Raw genomic sequence first — 22,505 nt, forward strand, 5'->3', positions numbered from 1 at the left:
GGGATGGGGCCGGCCACGGGGGCTCCTCGGTCGTCGGGATGGTGTTCCTGAGGTGGGCTAGTCGGGGTGGGTCCTGGTGGGGTGGGCCCTGGCGGGGTGGGCGTGCGCGGCCCCGAGGAGTTTCGCGGCACCGCGGACCGCCGCGGTGTGCGGGGCGGGCACGGGCTGGACGGGAGCGTGCAGCTCGGCGGCGAGGCCGTAACTGATGCCGGGCAGCAGCGCACCGCCGCCCGCGAGCAGCGCGCCCCGCCGGAGGGCTTCGCCGGCGCGGGAGGTGCGGTCCTGTTCGAGCATCGCGGTCACCATCGCGACGACGGAGGCGGTGATGCGGGGGTGCGGCGAGGGGGATGGTGACGGTGAGGGTGGTGAGGTTGGTGACGGTGAGGGGAGCGTCGGGCCGTCCACGTCGCTGGTCCCCAGGGCGGTGTGCCGGGCGTCGACCACATCGCCCTCGCAGAGCAGGGCGACCTCGGTGAGATGGGCGCCGATGTCCACGACGAGCAGGGGACGGGTCAGATCGGCGTCCACGGCCGTGGCCACGGCTCGCGCGGTGGAGATCGTGAGGACGGTGCGCGGACGCAGGACCTCGACGGCGGCGCGGGCCGCGGCCCGGTAGGCGACCCCGCCGAGGACGGGCGCGGTCAGGATGAGCAAGGGGCGCCCGAAGCGGGGCAGCCGGTGGCCGAGCAGCCGGTCGAGCATCAAGGCGGTTCCGGGGGTGTCGACGATGGCGCCGCGCCGCACGGGATGGACGGTGCTGCCGCCGGTGAAGGTCACCGTGGGCACGTCGAGGATCATCCGCCGCCCGGACGTCCAGGCACGGGTCCGCGCACTGCCGAGGTCGAGGGCGATGCCGGAACACCGGCGGCACCAGGGCCATGAGCGATGCCGACCCGCTGCGGGAGCGGGGCCGGGGCCGGGGATGGGGGCGCGGTCGGGGCTGGGGGAGCGGTCGGGCGTCATGGTCATCGATCGACTCCTCGGACCTGCTGGCAGCGTGCGCAGTAGCGGGCTTGCGGCACGATCAGCAGGCGCTCGCGGTCGATGGGGCGCCGGCAGAGGTGGCAGGCGCCGTAGTCGCCGCGGTCCATGCGCCGCAGGGCGGCCTCGACGTCGGCGAGGACCATGCGGGCGGAGGCGGAGAGCTTGATGCGGACCTCGGTGCGGGACGCGCTCTGCCGGTCGAGGAGCGCGTCCGCACGGGTCAGCGCGGGGGCGGAGAGCTGCTGCAACTGCTCGCGCCGGAAGAGGAACTGCTCGCGGAGGTTCTCGCTCAGGGCGGCGAGGTCCTCGGGCGACAGGTGCGTACCGCGGTCGTCGATGACCTGGTCGTCGATGATCTGGTGATTCACCACTTCACCCCTCGGGCAGGGCGGGAGAGACGGGGAGCGGGAGACGGAGGGCGGGCGGTGCCGTGGTGGCGTTGCCGTGGGGGCGGCGGTCAGGCGGTCCTGCGCTGGCAGGGCACGCAGAACTGCGTGTAGGGCAGGATCTCCAGGCGCTCGACCGGGATGGGCTTGGCGCAGGTGGGGCAGGTGCCGTAGCTGCCGTCGCGGACGCGGGCGAGAGCGGCCTCGATCTCCTTGAGGACCCGCTCGATGGTGTCCCTCTGCGCCAGCATCACCTGCTCCTCGGCTTCGCGCCCGGCTCCGTCGCCGGCCTGCATGGCCTGCAACTGGGTCAGCCGGGAATCTCGTTCGTGTTCCAGGCGCAGGTGCGCGTCGTGCGACATGGCGGTTCCTTCTTCCGGCTTCCGGCGGGGCGGCCGCCGGGGCGGGCGGCGCGTTGATGCCCCCACCGTCGCCGGAGCGGCACGTAAAGCCCATCGGGCGCGATACCCATCTAGGGCGGTTCCGGAGGCCCATCCCGATACGGAGGGGTCCATGGTGCGGCCGAGGTGAGGAAATGGGCATTGGGCCCCATCGACGGAGAGAACGGAAGCAGGCAGGCTGGACGGAAGACCGGCGAAGATCGACACCGACATCGGCATCGACACCGACATCGACCCGGCAGGACGAGCCGAGACGTCCCCACGGCACACACAAGAGAGGCGCCACCCGTTGTCCCTGTTCTGGCGGATCTTCGCACTCAACGCGGTGGTGCTGGGAAGTGCCACCGCGCTGCTGCTGTGGGCGCCGGTGACCGTCTCCGTGCCGGTGGTGCTGACCGAGGCGATCATCCTCGTGGCCGGCCTGGGCGTCATGCTGGTCGCCAACGCGGCCCTGCTGCGGATCGGCCTGGCCCCGCTGGAACGGCTCACCCGCCTGATGACCACGGTCGACCTGCTGCGCCCCGGGCACCGCCTGCCGGAACAGGGCGGGGGAGAGACCGCCGAACTGATCCGCACGTTCAACGCCATGCTCGAACGGCTGGAGCAGGAACGGGCCGCCAGCAGCGCTCGCGTGCTGCTGGCGCAGGAATCGGAACGCCGCCGTATCGCCCAGGAGCTGCACGACGAGGTCGGCCAGACGATGACCGCGGTCCTGCTGGCCCTCAAGCGGGCGGCGGACGCGGCGGACGAACCTCTGCGCGCTGAGCTGCAGCAGGCGCAGGAGATCACGCGGGGGAGCCTGGACGAAGTACGCCGCCTGGTGCGCAGGCTGCGGCCCGGCGTGCTGGACGACCTGGGCCTGATCAGCGCGCTGACCTCTCTGACCACGGAGTTCGCCACACACGCCGGGCTACGCGTGGTACGCCGCTTCGACGCATCCCTGCCGCCGTTGGATCAGCAGGCGGAACTGGTCCTGTACCGGGTGGCCCAGGAGGCATTGACCAACGCGGCCCGTCACGCGGAGGCGGACCGGGTCGAGGTGAGCCTGACCAGGTCGGACGGTGCGGTGGTGCTGTCCGTGGCGGACGACGGCCGGGGGACGGGGGTCGCCCACGAGGGGGCGGGTATCCGGGGGATGCGGGAACGGGCGCTGTTCATCGGGGCGAAGCTGGACGTCACGTCGGGCCTGCGGGCGGGCGGCACGGAGGTAAGGCTGACGGTCCCGCTCGCGGACACCTCGTCCCCTCCACGACCACCCGCAGCTCCGCAACCTTCGGGAAGCACCGACAACCACGACGACAACCGCGACGACAATCACGATGGCAACCATGACTACTAGTACGCCGCCGATCCGCATCCTCCTGGCCGACGACCACGCGCTGGTACGTCGCGGGGTGCGGCTCATCCTGGACGGCGAGCCGGACCTCCAGGTGGTCGCCGAAGCAGGGGACGGCGCGGAGGCCATCACCCTGGCCCGCACGCACGAGGTCGACCTGGCGGTACTGGACATCGCGATGCCCCGGATGACCGGTCTGCAGGCCGCTCGCGAACTGGCGGCGCTGAAGCCGGGCGTACGCGTCCTGATGCTGACGATGCACGACAACGAGCAGTACTTCTTCCAGGCGCTGAAGGCGGGCGCGAGCGGTTACGTGCTGAAGTCGGTGGCCGACCGGGACCTGGTGGCCGCCTGCAGGGCGGCGATGCGGGACGAGCCCTTCCTCTACCCGGGCGCGGTCACCGCGCTGATCCGCAACTACCTCGACCGGGTCCGCCAGGGCGAGGAGCCGCCGGACCAGGTGCTGACGGCGAGGGAGGAGGAGGTGCTGAAGCTCGTGGCCGAGGGGCATTCCTCGAAGGAGATCGCGGAGATGCTCTTCATCAGCATCAAGACGGTCCACCGACACCGAGCGAACCTGCTGCACAAACTGGGCCTACGCAACCGCCTGGAACTCACGCGCTACGCAATCAGAGCGGGCCTGATCGAACCCTGACCCCAAGCTTCGAGGCACGCATCCCAGAGCCCGACAAACCCTGACCGACCCCGCCCACCCACGGTCCTGGCCGGCGTCGTCCGCCCGGTGCGCTCCGCATGCCGGACCGGGCGACGAGTGAAGCCCGCCCTACGTGCCCGATTCCCCCCACGTACCAGACCGCCTCAAGGCCCAGCCGCTACTCCCCGGCCGGGCCTTGAGGCCTAAAACGCACGCCGACCACGAGCAACACCACCACCAACACCAACACGGACACGAAGAGAGGGACGGCCCGTGACCCGCTCATGGCAAGCCGTCCCGAGCGCCCTCGCCCTACGGCTAGCCGTACTGCTCACGGTCCTGACCACCCTGCTGGGACCACCCGAGCCCAGCAGCAAACCCGTCCCCGCACCAGCAGCGGGGTCGGCAACTGCCACACCAGCTAAGCCATTTGACGAAACCTCACCACGTTCGCCCGCTGACAGCGCACAAACGCATGGCGCCACGCACAAACAACCGCACACCCAATCAGCCCAGATGCTCAACGAGCATCACCGACCGCCAGACACACCCACACACAGCAACCCGCACACGACCAGCCCAAACGCACCCGCATCCAGCGCACGGCACGCAGCCGACGCCAACCCCGCGGGTCACAGCACCGCGCGCCTGCTCAGCACCCCGCACGCGGACGATGTGTACGCACCCGCATCCATCGCACGGCACGCAGACGACGCGAGCCCCGCAGCCTCCAGCGCCGCGCGTTGGCTCAGCGTCTCGCACGCAGACGATGCGTACGCACCCGCATCCAGCGCACGGCACGCAGCCGACGCGAACCCGGCGGTTGCCAGTGCCGCGCGCCTGCTCAGCGCCCCGCACGCGGACGATGTGTACGCACCCGCATCCAGCGCACGGCACGCAGCCGACGCGAACCCGGCGGTTGCCAGCACCGCCCGCCTGCTCAGCACCCCCCACGCAGCCGACGCGAACCCCGCGGGTCGCAGCACCGCGCGTCTGCTCAGCGCCTCGTACGCGGACGATGTGTACGCACCCGCATCCAGCGCACGGCACGCAGCCGACGCGAGCCCCGCAGTTTCCAGCACCGCGCGTCTGCTCAGCGCCTCGTACGCAGACGATGCGTACGCACCCGCATCCAGCGCACGGCACGCAGCCGACGCGAGCCCCGCAGTTTCCAGCACCGCCCGCCTGCTCAGCGCCCCGCACGCAGCCGACGCCAACCCCGCAGCCTCCAGCACCGCCCGCCTGCTCAGCGCCCCGCACGCAGACGACGCGTACGCACCCGCATCCATCGCCCCGCACGCAGCCGACGCGGACCCCGCAGTCTCCAGCGCCGCGACCCGCAGCCAACGCGACATCACCGGCGAGCGCCCCTCACCGCCGCCCCCTGCCGCCCCCACCGCGCACGGCACAACCGCCGCCCTGGACAAGGCCGCGTGGGCGCCCCCGGCGGCACCACGGCCGCCCGCATCTCTGCAAGCGGCGGGCCCACCCGGCGCACGTGCACCACCCCCACCCCCCGGCACCTGACACCCCTTTACCTCGATGACCGTGGCCACTGCCCTGGCCGCGGCATGCCTGCCGGAGGCCCACTGTGCACCACCCACCCCCGCGCCCCGACGCGAACCATCCCCCGAGCGCAGACGCAAATAAGTCCCTACGCGCCCCCACCCCGCGCCGATCAGCCAAAACCAACCGCCCCCGCCCCCGCCCCCGCCCTCGCCCTCGTCCCCAACTCATCAGAGCCCTACTAGCCCTGGCCGCAGTGGCCCTGTCCCTCTACGTAGCCCTGACCGTGCCCGTCCACCTGGGGCTCGACCTACGCGGCGGCACACAACTAGTCCTGGAAACCCGCCCCACCTCCACCTCTGCTTCCACCTCCACCGCCTCCTCCGAGACGGACAAGGAGGCCACGGACCGCACCGTGGAGGTGCTGCGCGGCCGTATCGACGCGCTCGGTGTCGCCGAGCCAACCATCGCCCGCTCCGGGGACAACCGGATCGTCGTAGAACTGCCCGGCGCCCAGGACCCGGCCAAGGCGGCGGACATGCTCGGCCGCACAGCCGAACTCACCTTCCACCAAGTGACCGGCACAGCAAAAGAAACCCTCGACACCCCACACCACCCCACGCCCACACCCTCCTCACCCCCAACGTCACCCCCAGCGTCACCCACACCCCCCTCCCACCCCCACCAGCAAACCCTGACCGACGAATCAGGCACGCCCCTGCACCTGGAGGCAGCCTCACTCACGGGCGAGCAGGTCGAGAAGGCCACCAACCGCTTCGACCAGCAGGCAGGCGCCGGCTGGCACGTAACCGTCGACTTCAAAGGACCAGGGCGCGACGCCTGGGCCCGCCTGACGGGCGAAGCCGCCTGCCACCCGGCGGGCGACCCGGCCCGCAGGGTCGCCATCGTCCTGGACGGCAAGATCATCTCCTCGCCCCAGGTGGACCCCTCGGTCACCTGCGGATCCGGCATCAGCGGCGGCTCGACGCAGATCACGGGCTCGTTCAGCGACAGCGAGGCCCGCGAGCTGGCCCTGCTGATCAGCGGAGGCGCCCTCCCCGTACCGGTGGAGATCATCGAGCAGCGCACGGTGGGCGCCAGCCTCGGCGCGCAGGCCATCACGGCCAGCATCTGGGCGGCAGCCATCGGCACCACGCTGACCGGACTCTTCATCATCGCCGTCTACCGACTCATGGGCGCCCTCGCCACCGTGGCCCTGGCTGCCTACGGCCTGATCTCCTACGCCACCCTCGCCGCACTCGGCGCCACCCTCACGCTCCCCGGCCTCGCCGGCTTCGTGCTGGCCATCGGCATGGCGGTCGACGCCAACGTCCTCGTCTTCGAACGCGCCCGCGAGGAGTACGCGGCCCGGGACCGCCCCACACCCCGGTCCACCCTGACCGCAGGATTCCGCAACGCGTTCAGCGCGATCGCGGACTCCAACATCACCACGCTCATCGCCGCAGGGCTTCTCTTCTTCCTTGCATCAGGCCCGGTACGAGGCTTCGGCGTCACGCTGGGCATCGGCGTCCTGGCCTCGATGTTCAGCGCCCTGGTCATCACGCGCGCCTTGGCCGACCATGCCGCGGCACGCCCAGCCGTACGCCGCCGCCCCGCCCTGACGGGCATCGCGGGCATCGGCACGATCCGAGCCCGCCTGACGCGCGCTAACCCCAACTTGATGCGCCACCCCCGCAGATGGCTGGCGGCTTCCGCGGCCGCGCTGCTCCTGGCGATCACCGGAATCGCCACACAGGGCCTGAACTTCGGCATCGAATTCACGGGCGGCCGCGTAATCGAGTACGCCACCGACACCCACATCGCCCCAGAGAAAGCCCGAGAGGCCCTAGCGCAGTCAGGCTTCCCAGAGACGGTGGTCCAAACAACAAACGCCCCCAGCACCCCCACCCATCACCTCGCCATCCGCACCCACACCCTGACGAACGCCCAGGCAGAGGAGATCACCACCACGATCGGCACCCTGACAGACGAAGCACCCACAAAACTCCGAGACGAATCAATCGGCCCCAGCCTCGGCAAGGAACTACGCCAGGGCGCCCTGATCGCCCTCGGAGTGGCCCTGGCCGCACAACTCGCGTACCTGGCGGCAAGATTCCGCTGGCTCCTGGGAACCGCCGCAGTCGCGGCCCTGGCACACGACGTGGTCATCCTCGTCGGCATCTTCGCGTGGCTTGGCAAACCGATAGACGGAATCTTTCTGGCCGCGCTCTTGACGGTGATCGGCTATTCGGTAAACGACTCGGTGGTGGTGTTCGACAGAATAAGAGAACTAACAAAAAAGCCCCCACGCGCTACCGCAACCCCACGCGCTAGCGCTACCGCAACCCAACGCGCTAGCGCTACCCAACGCGCTACCGCAACCGCAACCCCCTACCCCCAAGTCACCAACAAGGCGCTACTGCAAACCCTCCCCAGAACCATCAACACGGGAATGGGCGCAGCATTCATCCTCACGGCGCTGGCAACGCTGGGAGGCGCCCCTCTGACGGACTTCGCCCTGGCGCTCCTGATCGGCCTGGCGGTGGGCACCTACTCCTCAATGTTCACGGCCACGCCCCTGGCCATAGAACTAGAAACCCTCAGCCGTGCACGGAGGGCCGATAAATGAGCTCGTGAGTACGACCGTCGAGCACACGGCTTTCGATCAACTCGAGATCGAAGTCGTCCGCACCCTGGAAGATCGGATCCAGCCCGCTCCGCCCGGTGATCACGGGAAAGAGCGTGACCTGGACCCGATCAACCAGGCCGGCCGCCATCAACGCCCGGTTCATCGACAGGCTGCCGTGCGAGCGCAACGGCACGGCGGACTCTTCCTTGAGCCGAGCGACGACCTCGACGGCGTCACCGCTCGCGACGGTCGCATCCGCCCAGTCGAGAGGCTCTTTCAAGGTGGTGGACACCACCGTCGCCGGCAGATTGATCATCCGCGTGACCCACGGATCACGCACCTCGGACTCCTCGGTACTGGCGGCCAGCATCTGGGAGAAAGCCCGATACGTATGTGCCCCGAAGACCATCCGCTGATCCTCGCGATAAAGACCAAGGCGATGATCGAGAAGCTCGGGCCCTTGCTTGCCCCAGTACCCGGTCCAGTCACCACCGGCGCCCCCGAAGCCATCAAGGCTGGAGAAGACGTCAAAGGTGTAGGTAACGGCCATGATGATCCCCAAATCCCAGTCGGACCGACAGTTCACCCATACAGACCGCCCCCTACAACAAAACTAATCGCCACAACAAAACTAATCGCCCCAACCGAACCGCCCTACGCGACACCCTCGCGCACCGGCGCGCAACAAAGCCTGGGCGACGAGCGCGGCATCACCAGGACTCAAAAAGATCCCATCAGCGCACAAGGCTGGGGGAGGCCCGGTGGGAATCAGCTGCGTGTAGCTGGTGACGCGAATCGCTCTCCCCGGACCATGACAGCCACCGCCCTGCCGATCCGCCCGCACATACGCGAAGACCCCACCCTCAGCGTTTCCGCTGATGACGGGGTCTTGGGCACCTCCTACAAGGTGCCCCCGGCAGGATTCGAACCTGCGCACACGGCTCCGGAGGCCGTTGCTCTATCCCCTGAGCTACGGGGGCGCGTCGGCCGGTTTGCGCGGCGACGTGTAGAACCCTACCAGCTCCTAACGGCTCCCCATGAACAGGTATTTCCGCACTCCGTGGCCGTGAGGGCGGGCGCATCCGCACCCTGCGTCCCAGAGGTCACCGCCGGCTTCGCCGCGGGTCACCGCCGGCTTCGCCGCGCGATCCCCCGTGCGGGGCGGAAGTGGGGAAAACCCGGACGCGGTGGTGGGCGCGGACCTACTCTCGAGTTGTGTCAGGCGTGTCAGGCCGCGTGCTTGTTGTGGACGACAACAAGGTCATCCGGCAGCTGATCAGGGTCAACCTCGAGCTGGAGGGCTTCGAGGTCGTGACCGCGGCTGATGGTGCCGAGTGCCTGGATGTGGTCGACCAGGTCAGACCCGATGTCGTCACGCTCGACGTGGTGATGCCCCGCCTCGACGGGCTGCGTACCGCCGCTCGCCTTCGGTCCGATCCGCGGACCCGCGATCTGCCCGTCGTCATCGTCAGCGCCTGTACTCAGTACGAGGTGGAGAGCGGGCTCGAGGTCGGCGTCGACGCCTTCCTTGCCAAGCCCTTCGAGCCGTCTGAACTCCTGGGCATCGTACGTCAGTTGATGGAGAACGGCCGCCGTGGCGGGTCCGCCGGCGGTGGTGGGTCGCTCAGCGGGGAGTTTGGTGCTGCCGCCGGCGAAGCCGAGCGCGCCGGCCGCCCCGGCGGTTGAGGTCGATCCGGTTCGGCCCTCTCTGCCTGACCCCCACCACCTTCGGCTCCCAGCCCGCCCCCCGTCCACATCCCGGACCATCAGGTAAACCAGGTCGCGTCCCCACCCCCCTCCTCCCATACGCTTGACCCGTGACCCCCGTCGAGCTCTCCCGCACCGTGCTGCGCGCCATGCGTCGCGCCGTCGACGACGGCGAGCTCAGTGGCCTCGGCGAGCTCAGTGGCCCTGGTGAGGTCGGTGGCCCTGGTGAGGTCGGTGGCGGCGCCCCCTTGCGGGTTCTCGTCGAGCGGCCCCGGCCCGGTGGGTGTGGGGATTACGCCACCAACGTCGCCCTGCAGATCGCCCGCGCCGCCGGACGTACGCCCCGGCAAGTCGCCGAGGTGCTCTCCCCGCGGCTCGCCATGGAGCCCGGCATCGCGGCCATCGACATCACCGGGCCCGGGTTCCTCAACATCACCCTCGATCACGGTGGCCCCCGCACCCACCGATCGGGCAGCGTCGCCCTCGTGCGTGACGTCCTCGACAGCGGCGCCCGCTACGGCCACCGTCCCCCCGGCCCAGCGGAGGGACGCACCACCCCCCTCACCCTCCACTTCCCCCGCGAACCCCGCGCCGCCGTCCTCGCCGACTCCCTCCGCCGCATCCTCCGCACCCAGGGCACCCCCGTCCGCCTCACCTGCGACGAAGCCCCCGGTGACGAAGCCCCCCGCGACGGAGCCCCCGGCCCCACCTGGACGGCGGCCGACGCACTCGGCGTACACATCGACGCCTACGAGAAGCCATCCGCGCACGCCGAGATCCTCCGCCCCCACCCCGCGCCCCTCACCCCCCTGGGCCCCGACGCCACCCGCTGGGCCCTCCTCAGTTCCGCCGCGCACGATCGGCCCCGCATGGGTGAAGAGCATCTGGTCCAGCGGGCGAGCAATCCCCTCTTCCGTGTGCGGTACGCCCACTCCCGCGCCCGCGCCCTCAGCCGCAACGCCGCCGCCCTCGGTTTCCGTGCCGAGCCCGGGGACATAGCCGGGCCGGAGGCGTGGGAGCTGCTCGACGCGTTGGTCGACCAGCCCCGCATCCTCGCCGCGGCCGCCCGGCACCGTGCGCCCGATCGGCTTGCCCGGCATCTCGTCGTCATCGCTGATGCCTTCCTCGCCTTTCAGCCCGATGTCCTGCCGCTCGGTGACGAGAAACCCTTGGCCGCCCACCGCGCCCGGCTCGCGCTCGCCGAAGCCGCCGGGACGGTGCTCGCAGGCGGCCTGTCCCTGCTCGGCATCAGTGCCCCCGAGTACTTGTGACACGTAGAGACGTGACCGACGTGACTGACGTGACGGACATCGACGCAGCGGCCGACGCGCGCCACAGCAACGAAGCGTCCGCCACCCCCGCCGCGCCCCACGTGACCGAAGTGAGAGAGACGACCGCGACATGAGCCGTTCCGCACACCCCGCCGGGCCCCGCCACGCCGACGTGCTGCCCGAAGGGCATTACACCGCCCCGGCCGACGACCTGAACTCCCTCGACCCGAAGGTCTGGTCTCAGACCGTCGGGCGCGGCGCCGACGGTGTCGTCACCGTCGGCGGCATCGAGGTGACCCGGCTCGCCGAGGAGTTCGGCACCCCCGCCTACTTCCTCGACGAGGCCGACTTCCGCGCCCGCTGCCACGCCTGGCGCGGCGCCTTCGGCACGGACGCCGACGTCTTCTACGCCGGGAAGGCCTTCCTCTCGCGGGCCGTCGTGAGGTGGCTGCACGAGGAGGGGCTCAACCTCGATGTGTGCAGTGGTGGTGAGCTCGCCACCGCCCTCGCCGCGGGCATGCCCGCCGATCGCATCGCCTTCCACGGCAACAACAAGACCGAAGACGAGATCGAGCGGGCCATCTCCGCCGGTGTCGGACGCATCGTGCTCGACTCCTTCCAGGAGATCGTGCGCGTCGCGCACATCGCCGACCGGCTCGGCGTCCGCCAGCGCGTGCAGATCCGCGTGACGGTCGGCGTCGAGGCGCACACGCATGAATTCATCGCCACGGCCCACGAGGACCAGAAGTTCGGCATCGCCCTCGCCGGGGGGCAGGCCGCCGAAGCCGTGCGCAGGGCCCTGCAGCTCGACGGGCTCGAGCTCATCGGCGTGCACTCGCACATCGGGTCGCAGATCTTCGACATGGCCGGGTTCGAGGTCAGCGCGCGGCGCGTCGTCCAGTTGCTCGCCGAGGTGCGGGACGAGCACGGCGTCGAGCTTCCCGAGATCGACCTCGGCGGTGGCCTCGGCATCGCCTACACCTCCGAGGACGACCCCCGCGAGCCGCACGAGATCGCCAAGGCGCTGAGCGAGATCGTCACGCGCGAGTGCGAGGCCGCGAACCTCCGCACTCCCCGCATCTCCGTCGAGCCCGGCCGCGCCATCGTCGGGCCCACCGCCTTCACCCTGTACGAGGTCGGCACCGTCAAGCCCCTCGAAGGACTGCGTACGTACGTCTCCGTCGACGGCGGCATGTCCGACAACATCCGTACGGCGCTCTACGACGCCGAGTACAGCGTCGCGCTCGTCTCGCGTGAGTCCGACGCGGAGCCCATGCTCGTGCGCGTCGTCGGCAAGCACTGCGAGAGCGGGGACATCGTGGTGAAGGACGCGTTCCTTCCGGCGGACCTCGCCCCGGGCGACCTGATCGCCGTGCCCGCGACAGGCGCGTACTGCCGTTCCATGGCGAGCAACTACAACCACGCCCTGCGCCCGCCGGTCGTCGCCGTGCGGGACGGCGAGGCGCGGGTCATCGTCCGGCGCGAGACGGAGGAAGATCTTCTGCGTCTGGATGTCGGCTGAGGAAATACCGGCCGAGGAAGAACGTCTGGCAGAGTATCGGCCAGTGAAATAGATGTCTCACCATCCGGACCGTGGACGGAAACCGCGATTGGGTGGGCGAGACTGGTCCCACTGTAGATGTATGAGAAGTGAGGTCGGATGATGCGTACGCGTCCGCTGAAGGTGGCGCTGCTGGGCTGTGGGGTTGTCGGCTCAGAGGTGGCGCGCATCATGACGACGCACGCCGACGACCTCACGGCCAGGATCGGCGCCCCGGTGGAGCTCGCCGGGGTCGCCGTCCGTCGCCCCTCGAAGGTGCGTGAGGGAATCGATCCTTCTCTCATCACCACCGACGCGACCGCGCTGGTCAAACGCGGGGACATCGACGTCATCGTCGAGGTCATCGGCGGCATCGAGCCCGCGAAGACCCTCATCACCACCGCTTTCGAGCACGGTGCGTCCGTCGTCTCCGCCAACAAGGCGCTCATCGCGCAGGACGGCGCCGCGCTGCACGCCGCCGCCGAGGAGCACGGGCGGGACCTGTACTACGAGGCCGCCGTCGCCGGTGCCATTCCGCTGATCCGGCCGCTGCGCGAGTCCCTCGTCGGCGACAAGGTCAACCGCGTCCTCGGCATCGTGAACGGCACGACCAACTTCATCCTCGACGCCATGGACACGACGGGGGCGGGCTACCAGGAAGCCCTCGACGAAGCCACCGCGCTCGGGTACGCGGAAGCCGATCCGACCGCCGACGTCGAGGGCTTCGACGCCGCCGCCAAGGCCGCGATCCTCGCCGGTATCGCCTTCCACACGCGCGTGCGTCTCGACGACGTCTACCGCGAGGGCATGTCCGAGGTGACCGCCGCCGACTTCGCGTCCGCGAAGCGCATGGGCTGCACCATCAAGCTGCTCGCCATCTGCGAGCGCGCCGCCGACGGCGGGTCCGTCACCGCGCGCGTGCACCCCGCGATGATTCCGCTCAGCCACCCGCTGGCGTCGGTCCGCGAGGCGTACAACGCCGTGTTCGTGGAAGCGGAGGCCGCGGGTCAGCTCATGTTCTACGGGCCCGGCGCGGGCGGCGCCCCCACCGCGTCGGCCGTCCTCGGCGACCTCGTCGCCGTCTGCCGCAACAAGCTCGGCGAGGCCACCGGGCCCGGCGAGTCCGCGTACACCCAGCTGCCCGTGAGTTCCATGGGCGAGGTCGTCACGCGCTATCACATCAGCCTCGACGTAGCCGACAAGCCGGGTGTCCTCGCCCAGGTCGCGACGGTCTTCGCCGAGCACGGCGTATCGATCGATACGGTCCGTCAGACGGGCAAGGACGGCGAGGCCTCCCTCGTCGTCGTCACCCACCGCGCGCCCGACGCCGCCCTCACCGGCACCGTCGAGGCGCTGCGGAATCTCGACACCGTGCGTGGTGTCGCCAGCATCATGCGGGTTGAAGGGGAGTAGGCAGCAATGACCCACCAATGGCGCGGAATCATCGAGGAGTACCGGGATCGTCTTCCCGTCTCCGACACGACGCCGGTCGTGACGCTCCGCGAGGGCGGCACGCCGCTCGTGCCCGCGCAGGTGCTCTCCGAGCGCACGGGCTGCGAGGTGCATCTCAAGGTCGAGGGCGCCAACCCGACCGGGTCCTTCAAGGACCGCGGCATGACGATGGCGATCACGAAGGCCAAGGAGGAGGGCGCCAAGGCCGTCATCTGCGCCTCCACCGGCAACACGTCGGCCTCGGCCGCCGCCTATGCCGTACGCGCCGGGATGGTCTGCGCCGTCCTGGTGCCGCAGGGCAAGATCGCGCTCGGCAAGATGGGCCAGGCGCTCGTCTACGGCTCGAAGATCCTCCAGGTCGACGGCAACTTCGACGACTGCCTGAACCTCGCCCGCGCCCTCTCCGAGAACTACCCGGTGGCGCTGGTCAATTCGGTCAACCCGTTCCGCATCGAGGGCCAGAAGACCGCCTCGTTCGAGATCGTCGACGCGCTCGGCGACGCCCCCGACATCCACGTGCTCCCGGTGGGCAACGCGGGCAACATCACGGCCTACTGGAAGGGCTACAAGGAGTACGCCGCCGACTCGATCTCGACGCGCACTCCTCGTATGTGGGGCTTCCAGGCCTCCGGTTCCGCGCCCATCGTGCGCGGCGAGATCGTCAAGGACCCGTCGACCATCGCCACCGCGATTCGCATCGGCAACCCCGCGTCGTGGCAGTACGCCCTCGACGCGCGCGATGAGTCTGACGGCTTCATCGACGAGGTGACGGACCGTGAGATCCTGCGCGCCTACAAGCTGTTGGCGTCCCAGGAGGGTGTCTTCGTCGAGCCGGCGTCGGCCGCTTCCGTCGCCGGTCTGCTGAAGGCGGCCGAGCAGGGCAAGGTCGACAAGGGGCAGCGCATCGTCTGCACCGTCACCGGGAACGGCCTCAAGGACCCGGACTGGGCCGTCGCCGGCGCACCGCAGCCGGTCACGGTGCCGGTCGACTCGGCGGCCGCGGCCGAGCGTCTGGGTCTGGCGTAGCCGAATCCGGTCTGGCGCGAGCGTCCCGGATCTGGCATAACCGTCCCGGTCCGGGATAACCGCAGTCTGACGGCGGGCATAACCGCCTGGAAAACCCGCAACTCCGCATAGGGGGTGCACAGGGGGCTTACGACACGCATCGTGCGCCTCCTGTGCGCCCTATGTCGCCACAGAACCTTCCTTCGATAGGCTGTACCGAACCCGCCCCGCCGCATATGCCGCGGTGCTGCCGCAGAGCGGCCTTCGGGTAGTGCCTCATCACGTGGCAAGTCCTCAAAAGATCGCAGCTCAAGGAGAGTCATCGAGCGATGGCCGGTCCCGCGTTCCGCGCCGCCGCCGTCCGGGTGCGCGTCCCCGCCACCAGCGCCAACCTCGGCCCGGGCTTCGACGCCCTCGGCCTGTCGCTGGGTCTGTACGACGACGTCGTCGTACGGGTGGCCGACACCGGACTGAACATCGACATCGCAGGTGAGGGCAGCGAGACGCTCCCACGCGACGAGTCGCATCTGCTGGTGCGTTCCCTGCGCACCGCCTTCGACCTGCTCGGCGGACAGCCGCGCGGTCTTGAAATCGTCTGCGCCAACCGCATTCCGCACGGCCGGGGCCTCGGCTCCTCGTCCGCCGCCATCTGCGCCGGCATCGTCGCCGCGCGCGCCGTCACGATAGGCGGCGACGCCCGGCTCGACGACAACGCGCTGCTCGAACTCGCCACCGAGATCGAGGGCCACCCCGACAACGTCGCCGCCTGTCTGCTCGGCGGTTTCACGCTCTCCTGGATGGAGGGGGGAGCGGCGCGGGCGATCAGGATGGACCCCGCGGACTCCGTCGTTCCGGTGGTGTTCGTACCGGGAAAGCCCGTCCTGACCGAGACCGCGCGCGGACTGCTCCCGCGCACCGTCCCGCACGTCGACGCCGCCGCCAACGCGGGCCGGGCCGCACTGCTCGTAGAGGCCCTGACCAGGCGCCCCGAGCTGCTGCTCCCCGCGACCGAGGACCGGCTCCACCAGGACTACCGCGCACCCGCCATGCCCGAGAGCGCCGCCCTGGTCGAGCGCCTGCGCGCGGACGGTGTCCCGGCGATGATCTCCGGCGCGGGACCCACGGTCCTCGCGCTGGCCGACGAGAGTGCGGCGGACAAGGTCGCACGCCTTGCCGGCGAGGGCTGGGCGGCCAATCGCCTGGCGCTCGACGCGTCCGGCGCGAGCGTGTTGCCGCTTGCGCCCTGACACCCGTTAGCCGGTTAGAAGAGGGGGAATGTTTGTTGGATCCGGTAGTGTTAACCTCAAGTCTGCACCCGACCCCACCATGGCGAGGTGCTTCGTGTCCCCGTCCGGGACATCCATCCTTCCGGGAGCCTCCCAAACTGCTCTGTGCCTCGCACTGAGCGGTGCCGAGCACGCTCCGGAACCGGCGTGACCGAGCCGAGTGACACCGCACCTCAGTGGCACCTCACCGGGACTCGCCATCACCAGTGAATTCTTCCGCCGCGCGTTGGCGGACCACCGCCCCGGCACGGTCCACACACCAAAGGACCTCCGGACAGCACAACCGGTCGCCGAGCCAGACAGGCCGACGTCCGCTCCAGGGAAGGACCCTTCGTGAGCGACACCACCGATCTGATGGGCGTGACTGCCGACACGCCCGCCACGGACGCCTCTGCGGCGCCTGCCACCGGTGCTTCGGCCGGGTCCCGGCGGCGCCGCGGCACCGGCCTCGATGGCATGGTGCTGGCGGAACTGCAGCAGGTCGCATCCGGCCTCGGTATCAAGGGCACCGCGCGGATGCGCAAGAGCCAGCTGATCGAGGTCATCAAGGAGGCGCAGGCCGGAGGCGGAGCCTCCGCCAAGAGCGCCGCGCCCGCCTCGTCCGCGGACACCGAGACGAAGCCCAAGCGCCGCGCCACCTCGAAGGCCCGGACGGGCGAGGACACCGCAGCGAACGCGACGGGCTCGGACAAGGCCGCCAAGGCGAGCAAGGCCGACAAGGCCGAGCAGCCGGCCAAGGCCGATGACGCCGCCCAGCAGCAGATCGACATCCCGGGCCAGCCCGCGGGTGCCGACAAGGGCGAGCGCCGCCGTCGCCGTGCCACCGCCGACGCGGGCAGCCCCGAGACGGTCACCGCCGAGGCGAAGAGCGAGCCGAAGAACGACGCCAAGAGCGAGGCCAGGACGGACGCGCCGGCCGAGGCCAAGGGCGACGGCTCCGGTGACAACGACGGCCGCCGTGAGCGCCGTGACCGCCAGGGCCGTGGCCGCGACCGCGACCGCCGTGGCAACAAGGGCGACGAGCAGCAGGGCCAGGGCGGCAACCGTCAGCAGGGCGGCGGCCGTCAGGACCGCCAGGACCGCGGCGACCGCCAGGACCGTCAGCAGCGGGACCAGCGCGACAACGGACCGCAGGACGACTTCGACGACGAGGCGGGTGGCCGTCGTGGCCGCCGCGGGCGTTACCGCGACCGCCGTGGCCGTCGTGGCCGCGACGAGTTCGGCGGCGCGAGCGAGCCGCAGGTCGCCGACGACGACGTACTGATCCCCGTCGCGGGCATCCTGGACATCCTCGACAACTACGCGTTCATCCGTACGTCGGGCTACCTCCCGGGTCCGAACGACGTGTACGTGTCGCTCGCCCAGGTCCGCAAGAACGGTCTGCGCAAGGGTGACCACATCACCGGCGCCGTCCGTCAGCCCAAGGACGGCGAGCGCCGCGAGAAGTTCAACGCGCTCGTCCGCCTCGACTCGGCCAACGGCATGGCGGCCGAATCCGGGCGCGGGCGGCCGGAGTTCAACAAGCTGACGCCCCTTTACCCGCAGGACCGGCTCCGCCTGGAGACCGACCCGGGCGTGCTCACCACCCGCATCATCGACCTCGTGTCGCCGATCGGTAAGGGCCAGCGCGGTCTGATCGTGGCTCCGCCGAAGACCGGCAAGACCATGATCATGCAGGCGGTCGCCAACGCGATCACCACGAACAGCCCCGAGTGCCACCTGATGGTCGTCCTGGTCGACGAGCGTCCGGAAGAGGTCACCGACATGCAGCGGTCGGTGAAGGGCGAGGTCATCTCCTCGACCTTCGACCGTCCCGCCGAGGACCACACCACGGTCGCCGAGCTGGCCATCGAGCGCGCCAAGCGCCTCGTGGAGCTGGGCCACGACGTGGTCGTGCTCCTCGACTCGATCACCCGCCTGGGCCGTGCGTACAACCTGGCGGCCCCGGCCTCCGGCCGCATCCTGTCCGGTGGTGTCGACTCGACCGCGCTCTACCCGCCGAAGCGCTTCTTCGGTGCGGCGCGCAACATCGAGGACGGCGGCTCGCTGACCATCCTCGCCACCGCGCTCGTCGACACCGGTTCGCGCATGGACGAGGTGATCTTCGAGGAGTTCAAGGGCACCGGCAACATGGAGCTCAAGCTCGACCGGAAGCTCTCCGACAAGCGCATCTTCCCGGCGGTGGACGTCGACGCGTCCTCCACCCGCAAGGAAGAGATCCTGCTCAACAGCGAAGAGCTCGCGATCGTCTGGAAGCTGCGCCGGGTGCTGCACGCGCTCGACTCGCAGCAGGCCATCGAGCTGCTTCTCGACAAGATGAAGCAGACGAAGTCGAACGCCGAGTTCCTCATGCAGATCGCGAAGACGACCCCGACGCCGGGCAACGGCAACGACTAGTCCCCGCGGCATCGCAAGAAGGGCCGCCCCCGTCATCCGACGGGGGCGGCCCTTTTGTGTCGCAGGGGGCGCGTGAGGAGCGCGTAATGACCTTGGCCACACGTCTAAGAGATCCTTATGGTCACGGGCAGTAGCCCCGCGGCTGGAGAAACCGCTGGTGAGAGGCCATAAGGGTGGCAAAGGAGTGCACGATGCGTCACAAGTGCGCGCCGGGGCGCTCACAAATCGCTGTGCAACCCTTCTTTCGGTTTCCACGTCTGACTAGTGACGCCAGACCACGCCTGAACCCTGAAAGCAGGGGGTAACCGACCCGACGAGGACTGAGGAGCACATGACCGACGAGAGCGCACCCGCGGCGGATACGGCACCGAAGCGCGCCCGAGGCGGCGGCGGTCGGCGTCGCAAGCCGCGCGAGAAGCGCAGCAAGGTCCTCGTCGTCACCGCGTGGACCGCGGCCTCGGTGGTCGTCATCGGCGGTGCGGGCCTCGGCTTCGTGTACTTCAAGCTCAACGGCAACATCAAGGGCGTCGACATCAACGCGGCGCTCGGCACGGACCGCCCGCAGAACGTCGACAACGGCTCGCAGGACATCCTCGTCCTCGGCTCGGACTCCCGCTCCGGCGACAACGCCAAGTACGGCAAGGACGAGGGCGCCGCCCGCTCCGACACGGCGATGGTCGTGCACGTGAACAAGGGCCACAAGACGGCCAGCGTCGTCTCCATACCCCGCGACACCCTCATATCCCGCCCCGAGTGCAAGACGGACGACGGCAAGACGGACCCGGGCGGACAGCGGCAGATGTTCAACACGGCGTACGAGGTCGGGGGACCCGCCTGCGCCGTCAAGACCGTGGAGAAGATGTCCGGCATCCGGATGGACCACTACGTCGAAGTGGACTTCTCCGGCTTCAAGAAGCTCATCAACACCCTCGGTGGCGTCGAGATCACCACCAAGAAGGCGATCAACGACAAGGACAGCCACCTCAACCTGAAGGCCGGCACCCACCAGCTCACCGGTGAGCAGGCCCTCGGCCTGGTCCGCACCCGGCACGGCGTCGGCGACGGCAGCGACCTCGGCCGCATCCAGCTGCAGCAGGCCTTCATCAAGGCCCTGATCAACCAGGTCAAGGACGTCGGCGTCTTCAGCAACCCGAAGAAGCTGTACGACCTGGCGAACGACGCGACCAGCGCCATCACCACCGACTCCGACCTGAACGACGTCAAGAGCCTCGCGGGCTTCGCGGGCGGCCTCAAGGGCATCGGCGCGGGCGACATGAAGATGGTCACGATGCCCATCCAGTACGACCCGGCGGACCCCAACCGCGTCCTGCCCCTTCAGAAGGCCGACCAGCAGGTCTGGGACGCGCTCAAGGCCGACAAGCCCATTCCCAGGTCCGCCACCGAGAAGTCCGCGGGCGACAAGGGCGACGCGAGCGACGTCGTGACCAGCAAGTAGAACGCCCTCGGCAGGCCGCAGGGAATAGAACAGCGCCCACCCCGGTTTGGGCAGATGCGACCCGTCCTGGCAGACTGGTACGTCGGCCCCGGTTCACGTACGAGCAATCCGCGCGTACGACCCGGCGCCCTCCCGAAACTAGGAGACACCTTGAAGCGCGACATCCACCCCGAGTACTTCGAGACCCAGGTCAGCTGCACCTGCGGCGCGGAGTTCACCACCCGCAGCACGATCTCCAGCGGCACCGTCCGTGCCGAGGTCTGCTCCGAGTGCCACCCGTTCTACACGGGCAAGCAGAAGATCCTCGACACCGGTGGCCGCGTGGCCCGCTTCGAGGCCCGCTTCGGCAAGGCTGCAGCCAACAAGTAGCGAGCCACTGCGCCGGTCTTCGGCCGCCCCCGGGAGGGGGCGGTTGGGACCGGCGCTTTGCCGTCTGATCGCAGCAGCCACCTTCGCGTAGAACCCTTGCGCGGCACCTTCGCGTAGAAAACTCAGGAGACCCCGATGTTCGAGGCGGTCGAGGAACTGATCGGCGAGCACGCCGATCTGGAGACGAAGCTCGCGGACCCCTCGGTCCACGCCGACCAGGCCAACGCGCGCAAGCTCAACAAGCGCTACGCCGAGCTGACCCCGATCGTCTCGACGTACCGTGCCTGGAAGCAGACCGGCGACGACATCGCGACGGCCCGTGAACTGGCCGCGGAGGACCCGGAGTTCGCCGCGGAGGTCAAGGAGCTGGACAAGCAGCGCGAGGAGATCACCGAGAAGCTGCGGCTCCTCCTGGTGCCCCGCGACCCCAGCGACGACAAGGACGTCATCCTCGAGGTCAAGGCGGGCGCGGGCGGCGACGAGTCGGCGCTCTTCGCCGGCGACCTCCTGCGCATGTATCTGCGGTACGCGGAGCGCGTGGGCTGGAAGACCGAGATCATCGACGCCACCGAGTCCGAGCTGGGCGGCTACAAGGACGTCCAGGTCGCCGTGAAGACCAAGGGCGGCAACGGCGCGACCGAGCCCGGCCAGGGCGTCTGGGCGCGCCTGAAGTACGAGGGCGGCGTGCACCGCGTGCAGCGGGTGCCCTCCACCGAGTCCCAGGGCCGGATCCACACCTCCGCGGCCGGTGTCCTCGTGACGCCGGAGGCCGAGGAGGTCGACGTCGAGATCCACGCGAACGACCTGCGCATCGACGTCTACCGCTCGTCGGGCCCCGGCGGCCAGTCCGTCAACACGACCGACTCCGCGGTGCGCATCACGCACCTGCCCACCGGCGTCGTGGCCTCCTGCCAGAACGAGAAGAGCCAGCTGCAGAACAAGGAGCAGGCGATGCGTATCCTGCGCTCCAGGCTCCTCGCCGCGGCTCAGGAGGAAGCGGAGAGCAAGGCCGCGGACGCCCGTCGCAGCCAGGTCCGCACCGTCGACCGCTCCGAGAAGATCCGGACGTACAACTTCCCGGAAAACCGCATCTCGGACCACCGCGTCGGCTTCAAGGCGTACAACTTGGACCAGGTGCTCGACGGAGACCTCGACGCGGTCATCCAGGCCTGCGTCGACGCGGACTCCGCAGCCAAGCTCGCGGCCGCGTAAGCACCCGACAACCGCACTGCCCCCGGAGGACCAGCGTGAACCTGCTGCTCGCGGAAGTGGCTCAGGCCACCCAGCGGCTGGCCGACGCCGGCGTGCCCTCGCCGCGCAACGACGCGGAGGAGCTCGCGGCCTTCGTGCACGGCGTGAAGCGGGGCGAGCTGCACTCCGTCAAGGACTCGGACTTCGACGCCCGCTACTGGGAGACGATCGCGCGCCGTGAGGCCCGCGAGCCGCTCCAGCACATCACCGGGCGCGCGTTCTTCCGCTACCTCGAACTGCAGGTCGGGCCCGGTGTCTTCGTGCCGCGGCCCGAGACCGAGTCCGTCGTGGGATGGGCCATAGACGCGGTGCGCGCGATGGACGTCGTCGAGCCGCTCATCGTCGACCTCTGCACGGGTTCCGGGGCCATCGCCCTGGCCATGGCGCAGGAGGTCCCGCGCTCGCGCGTGCACGCCGTGGAGCTCTCCGAGGACGCCCTGAAGTGGACGCGGAAGAACGTCGAGGGGTCCAGGGTCAAGCTCTCCCAGGGCGACGCGCGTGACGCCCTGCCGGAGCTCGACGGCCAGGTCGACCTCCTCATCTCGAACCCCCCGTACATCCCGCTCACCGAGTGGGAGTACGTCGCTCCGGAAGCCCGTGACTACGACCCGGAGCTTTCGCTCTTCTCCGGCGAGGACGGCCTCGACCTGATCCGCGGCATCGAACGCACCGCCCACCGGCTGCTGCGGCCCGGCGGTGTCGTCGTCATCGAGCACGCGGACACCCAGGGCGGCCAGGTGCCGTGGATCTTCACCGAGGAGCGGGGCTGGGCCGACGCGGCCGATCACCCCGACCTCAACAACAGGCCGAGGTTCGCGACCGCCCGCAAGGCGATGCCGTGAACCCCACCACTTCAAGCCAGCAGTACGTGTAC

At 69.8% G+C, this 22,505-nt stretch carries 20 protein-coding genes and 1 tRNA gene; 16 read left to right on the forward strand and 5 right to left on the reverse strand.

Translation table 11 applies throughout. The features are described from left to right. Nucleotides 1-57 precede the first annotated feature (57 nt). From AB0M70_RS15970 to AB0M70_RS15980, 3 genes are all read right to left on the reverse strand, one after another. Nucleotides 58-963, reverse strand: a complete 906-nt coding sequence (locus tag AB0M70_RS15970; protein ID WP_365820693.1) for a rod shape-determining protein — start codon at nucleotides 961-963, stop codon at nucleotides 58-60. Between the two features lie 2 nt (nucleotides 964-965). Beyond that, nucleotides 966-1,355: a TraR/DksA C4-type zinc finger protein gene (locus AB0M70_RS15975; protein ID WP_365820516.1), complete on the reverse strand. Its 390-nt coding sequence runs from the start codon at nucleotides 1,353-1,355 to the stop codon at nucleotides 966-968. A gap of 86 nt (nucleotides 1,356-1,441) precedes the next feature. Beyond that, the gene (locus tag AB0M70_RS15980; protein WP_365820518.1) at nucleotides 1,442-1,732 is read right to left on the reverse strand and encodes a TraR/DksA C4-type zinc finger protein; all 291 of its coding nucleotides are present in this window, start codon (nucleotides 1,730-1,732) and stop codon (nucleotides 1,442-1,444) included. 328 nt (nucleotides 1,733-2,060) lie between these two features. On the opposite strand from AB0M70_RS15980, the gene AB0M70_RS15985 reads away from it, so the two are divergent. The 4 genes from AB0M70_RS15985 to secD all read left to right on the forward strand — a co-directional run bounded on the left by AB0M70_RS15985 (nucleotide 2,061) and on the right by secD (nucleotide 7,897). Further along, the gene (locus tag AB0M70_RS15985; RefSeq protein WP_365820520.1) at nucleotides 2,061-3,110 is read left to right on the forward strand and encodes a HAMP domain-containing sensor histidine kinase; all 1,050 of its coding nucleotides are present in this window, start codon (nucleotides 2,061-2,063) and stop codon (nucleotides 3,108-3,110) included. Continuing rightward, entirely contained in the window at nucleotides 3,100-3,762 is a 663-nt protein-coding gene (locus AB0M70_RS15990; protein WP_365820522.1) for a response regulator transcription factor, read from the forward strand. The genes AB0M70_RS15985 and AB0M70_RS15990 overlap by 11 nt, the downstream gene beginning before the upstream one ends. A 675-nt stretch (nucleotides 3,763-4,437) precedes the next feature. Further along, a complete protein-coding gene (locus tag AB0M70_RS15995; protein ID WP_365820524.1) occupies nucleotides 4,438-5,289 on the forward strand; it encodes a hypothetical protein in 852 nt (283 codons plus the stop codon). A gap of 235 nt (nucleotides 5,290-5,524) precedes the next feature. After that, complete coding sequence (gene secD, locus AB0M70_RS16000; protein WP_365820528.1) at nucleotides 5,525-7,897, forward strand: protein translocase subunit SecD; 2,373 nt, start codon at nucleotides 5,525-5,527, stop codon at nucleotides 7,895-7,897. On the opposite strand, the gene AB0M70_RS16005 is transcribed toward secD, so the two are convergent. Together AB0M70_RS16005 and AB0M70_RS16010 are read right to left on the reverse strand one after the other, a co-directional pair. Continuing rightward, the gene (locus AB0M70_RS16005) at nucleotides 7,869-8,447 is read right to left on the reverse strand and encodes a dihydrofolate reductase family protein (RefSeq protein WP_365820530.1); all 579 of its coding nucleotides are present in this window, start codon (nucleotides 8,445-8,447) and stop codon (nucleotides 7,869-7,871) included. The genes secD and AB0M70_RS16005 overlap by 29 nt on opposite strands. Nucleotides 8,448-8,805: 358 nt before the next feature. After that, nucleotides 8,806-8,877 (reverse strand) — tRNA-Arg (locus AB0M70_RS16010). Between the two features lie 187 nt (nucleotides 8,878-9,064). Here AB0M70_RS16010 and AB0M70_RS16015 point away from each other — a divergent pair. The 12 genes from AB0M70_RS16015 (at nucleotide 9,065) to prmC (ending at nucleotide 22,473) form a co-directional block, all read left to right on the forward strand. Further along, on the forward strand, nucleotides 9,065-9,583 hold the full coding sequence (locus AB0M70_RS16015; protein WP_365820532.1) for a response regulator: 519 nt from the start codon (nucleotides 9,065-9,067) through the stop codon (nucleotides 9,581-9,583). Nucleotides 9,584-9,714: 131 nt separating this feature from the next. Continuing rightward, complete coding sequence (gene nrtL, locus AB0M70_RS16020) at nucleotides 9,715-10,875, forward strand: ArgS-related anticodon-binding protein NrtL (protein WP_365820534.1); 1,161 nt, start codon at nucleotides 9,715-9,717, stop codon at nucleotides 10,873-10,875. An 11-nt stretch (nucleotides 10,876-10,886) separates the two neighbouring features. Continuing rightward, on the forward strand, nucleotides 10,887-11,009 hold the full coding sequence (locus AB0M70_RS16025; RefSeq protein WP_365820536.1) for a hypothetical protein: 123 nt from the start codon (nucleotides 10,887-10,889) through the stop codon (nucleotides 11,007-11,009). Beyond that, nucleotides 11,006-12,397: a diaminopimelate decarboxylase gene (gene lysA, locus AB0M70_RS16030; protein WP_365820538.1), complete on the forward strand. Its 1,392-nt coding sequence runs from the start codon at nucleotides 11,006-11,008 to the stop codon at nucleotides 12,395-12,397. The genes AB0M70_RS16025 and lysA overlap by 4 nt, the downstream gene beginning before the upstream one ends. A gap of 138 nt (nucleotides 12,398-12,535) precedes the next feature. Beyond that, the gene (locus AB0M70_RS16035) at nucleotides 12,536-13,828 is read left to right on the forward strand and encodes a homoserine dehydrogenase (RefSeq protein WP_365820540.1); all 1,293 of its coding nucleotides are present in this window, start codon (nucleotides 12,536-12,538) and stop codon (nucleotides 13,826-13,828) included. Nucleotides 13,829-13,834: 6 nt separating this feature from the next. After that, a complete protein-coding gene (thrC, locus tag AB0M70_RS16040) occupies nucleotides 13,835-14,893 on the forward strand; it encodes a threonine synthase (RefSeq protein ID WP_363209279.1) in 1,059 nt (352 codons plus the stop codon). A gap of 308 nt (nucleotides 14,894-15,201) precedes the next feature. After that, nucleotides 15,202-16,119: a homoserine kinase gene (gene thrB / locus AB0M70_RS16045; RefSeq protein ID WP_363209280.1), complete on the forward strand. Its 918-nt coding sequence runs from the start codon at nucleotides 15,202-15,204 to the stop codon at nucleotides 16,117-16,119. A 372-nt stretch (nucleotides 16,120-16,491) separates the two neighbouring features. Further along, on the forward strand, nucleotides 16,492-18,555 hold the full coding sequence (gene rho / locus AB0M70_RS16050) for a transcription termination factor Rho (protein ID WP_365820543.1): 2,064 nt from the start codon (nucleotides 16,492-16,494) through the stop codon (nucleotides 18,553-18,555). A gap of 331 nt (nucleotides 18,556-18,886) precedes the next feature. After that, entirely contained in the window at nucleotides 18,887-20,011 is a 1,125-nt protein-coding gene (locus AB0M70_RS16055) for an LCP family protein (RefSeq protein ID WP_365820545.1), read from the forward strand. Nucleotides 20,012-20,161: 150 nt separating this feature from the next. Then, complete coding sequence (rpmE, locus tag AB0M70_RS16060; protein ID WP_363209283.1) at nucleotides 20,162-20,380, forward strand: 50S ribosomal protein L31; 219 nt, start codon at nucleotides 20,162-20,164, stop codon at nucleotides 20,378-20,380. A 135-nt stretch (nucleotides 20,381-20,515) separates the two neighbouring features. Beyond that, nucleotides 20,516-21,592, forward strand: a complete 1,077-nt coding sequence (prfA, locus tag AB0M70_RS16065; RefSeq protein ID WP_365820548.1) for a peptide chain release factor 1 — start codon at nucleotides 20,516-20,518, stop codon at nucleotides 21,590-21,592. Nucleotides 21,593-21,627: 35 nt separating this feature from the next. Further along, the gene (prmC, locus tag AB0M70_RS16070) at nucleotides 21,628-22,473 is read left to right on the forward strand and encodes a peptide chain release factor N(5)-glutamine methyltransferase (protein WP_361050016.1); all 846 of its coding nucleotides are present in this window, start codon (nucleotides 21,628-21,630) and stop codon (nucleotides 22,471-22,473) included. The last annotated feature ends 32 nt before the right edge of the window (nucleotides 22,474-22,505 follow it).

It is taken from the genome of Streptomyces sp. NPDC051214, from assembly GCF_040682375.1.
Classification (GTDB): domain Bacteria; phylum Actinomycetota; class Actinomycetes; order Streptomycetales; family Streptomycetaceae; genus Streptomyces.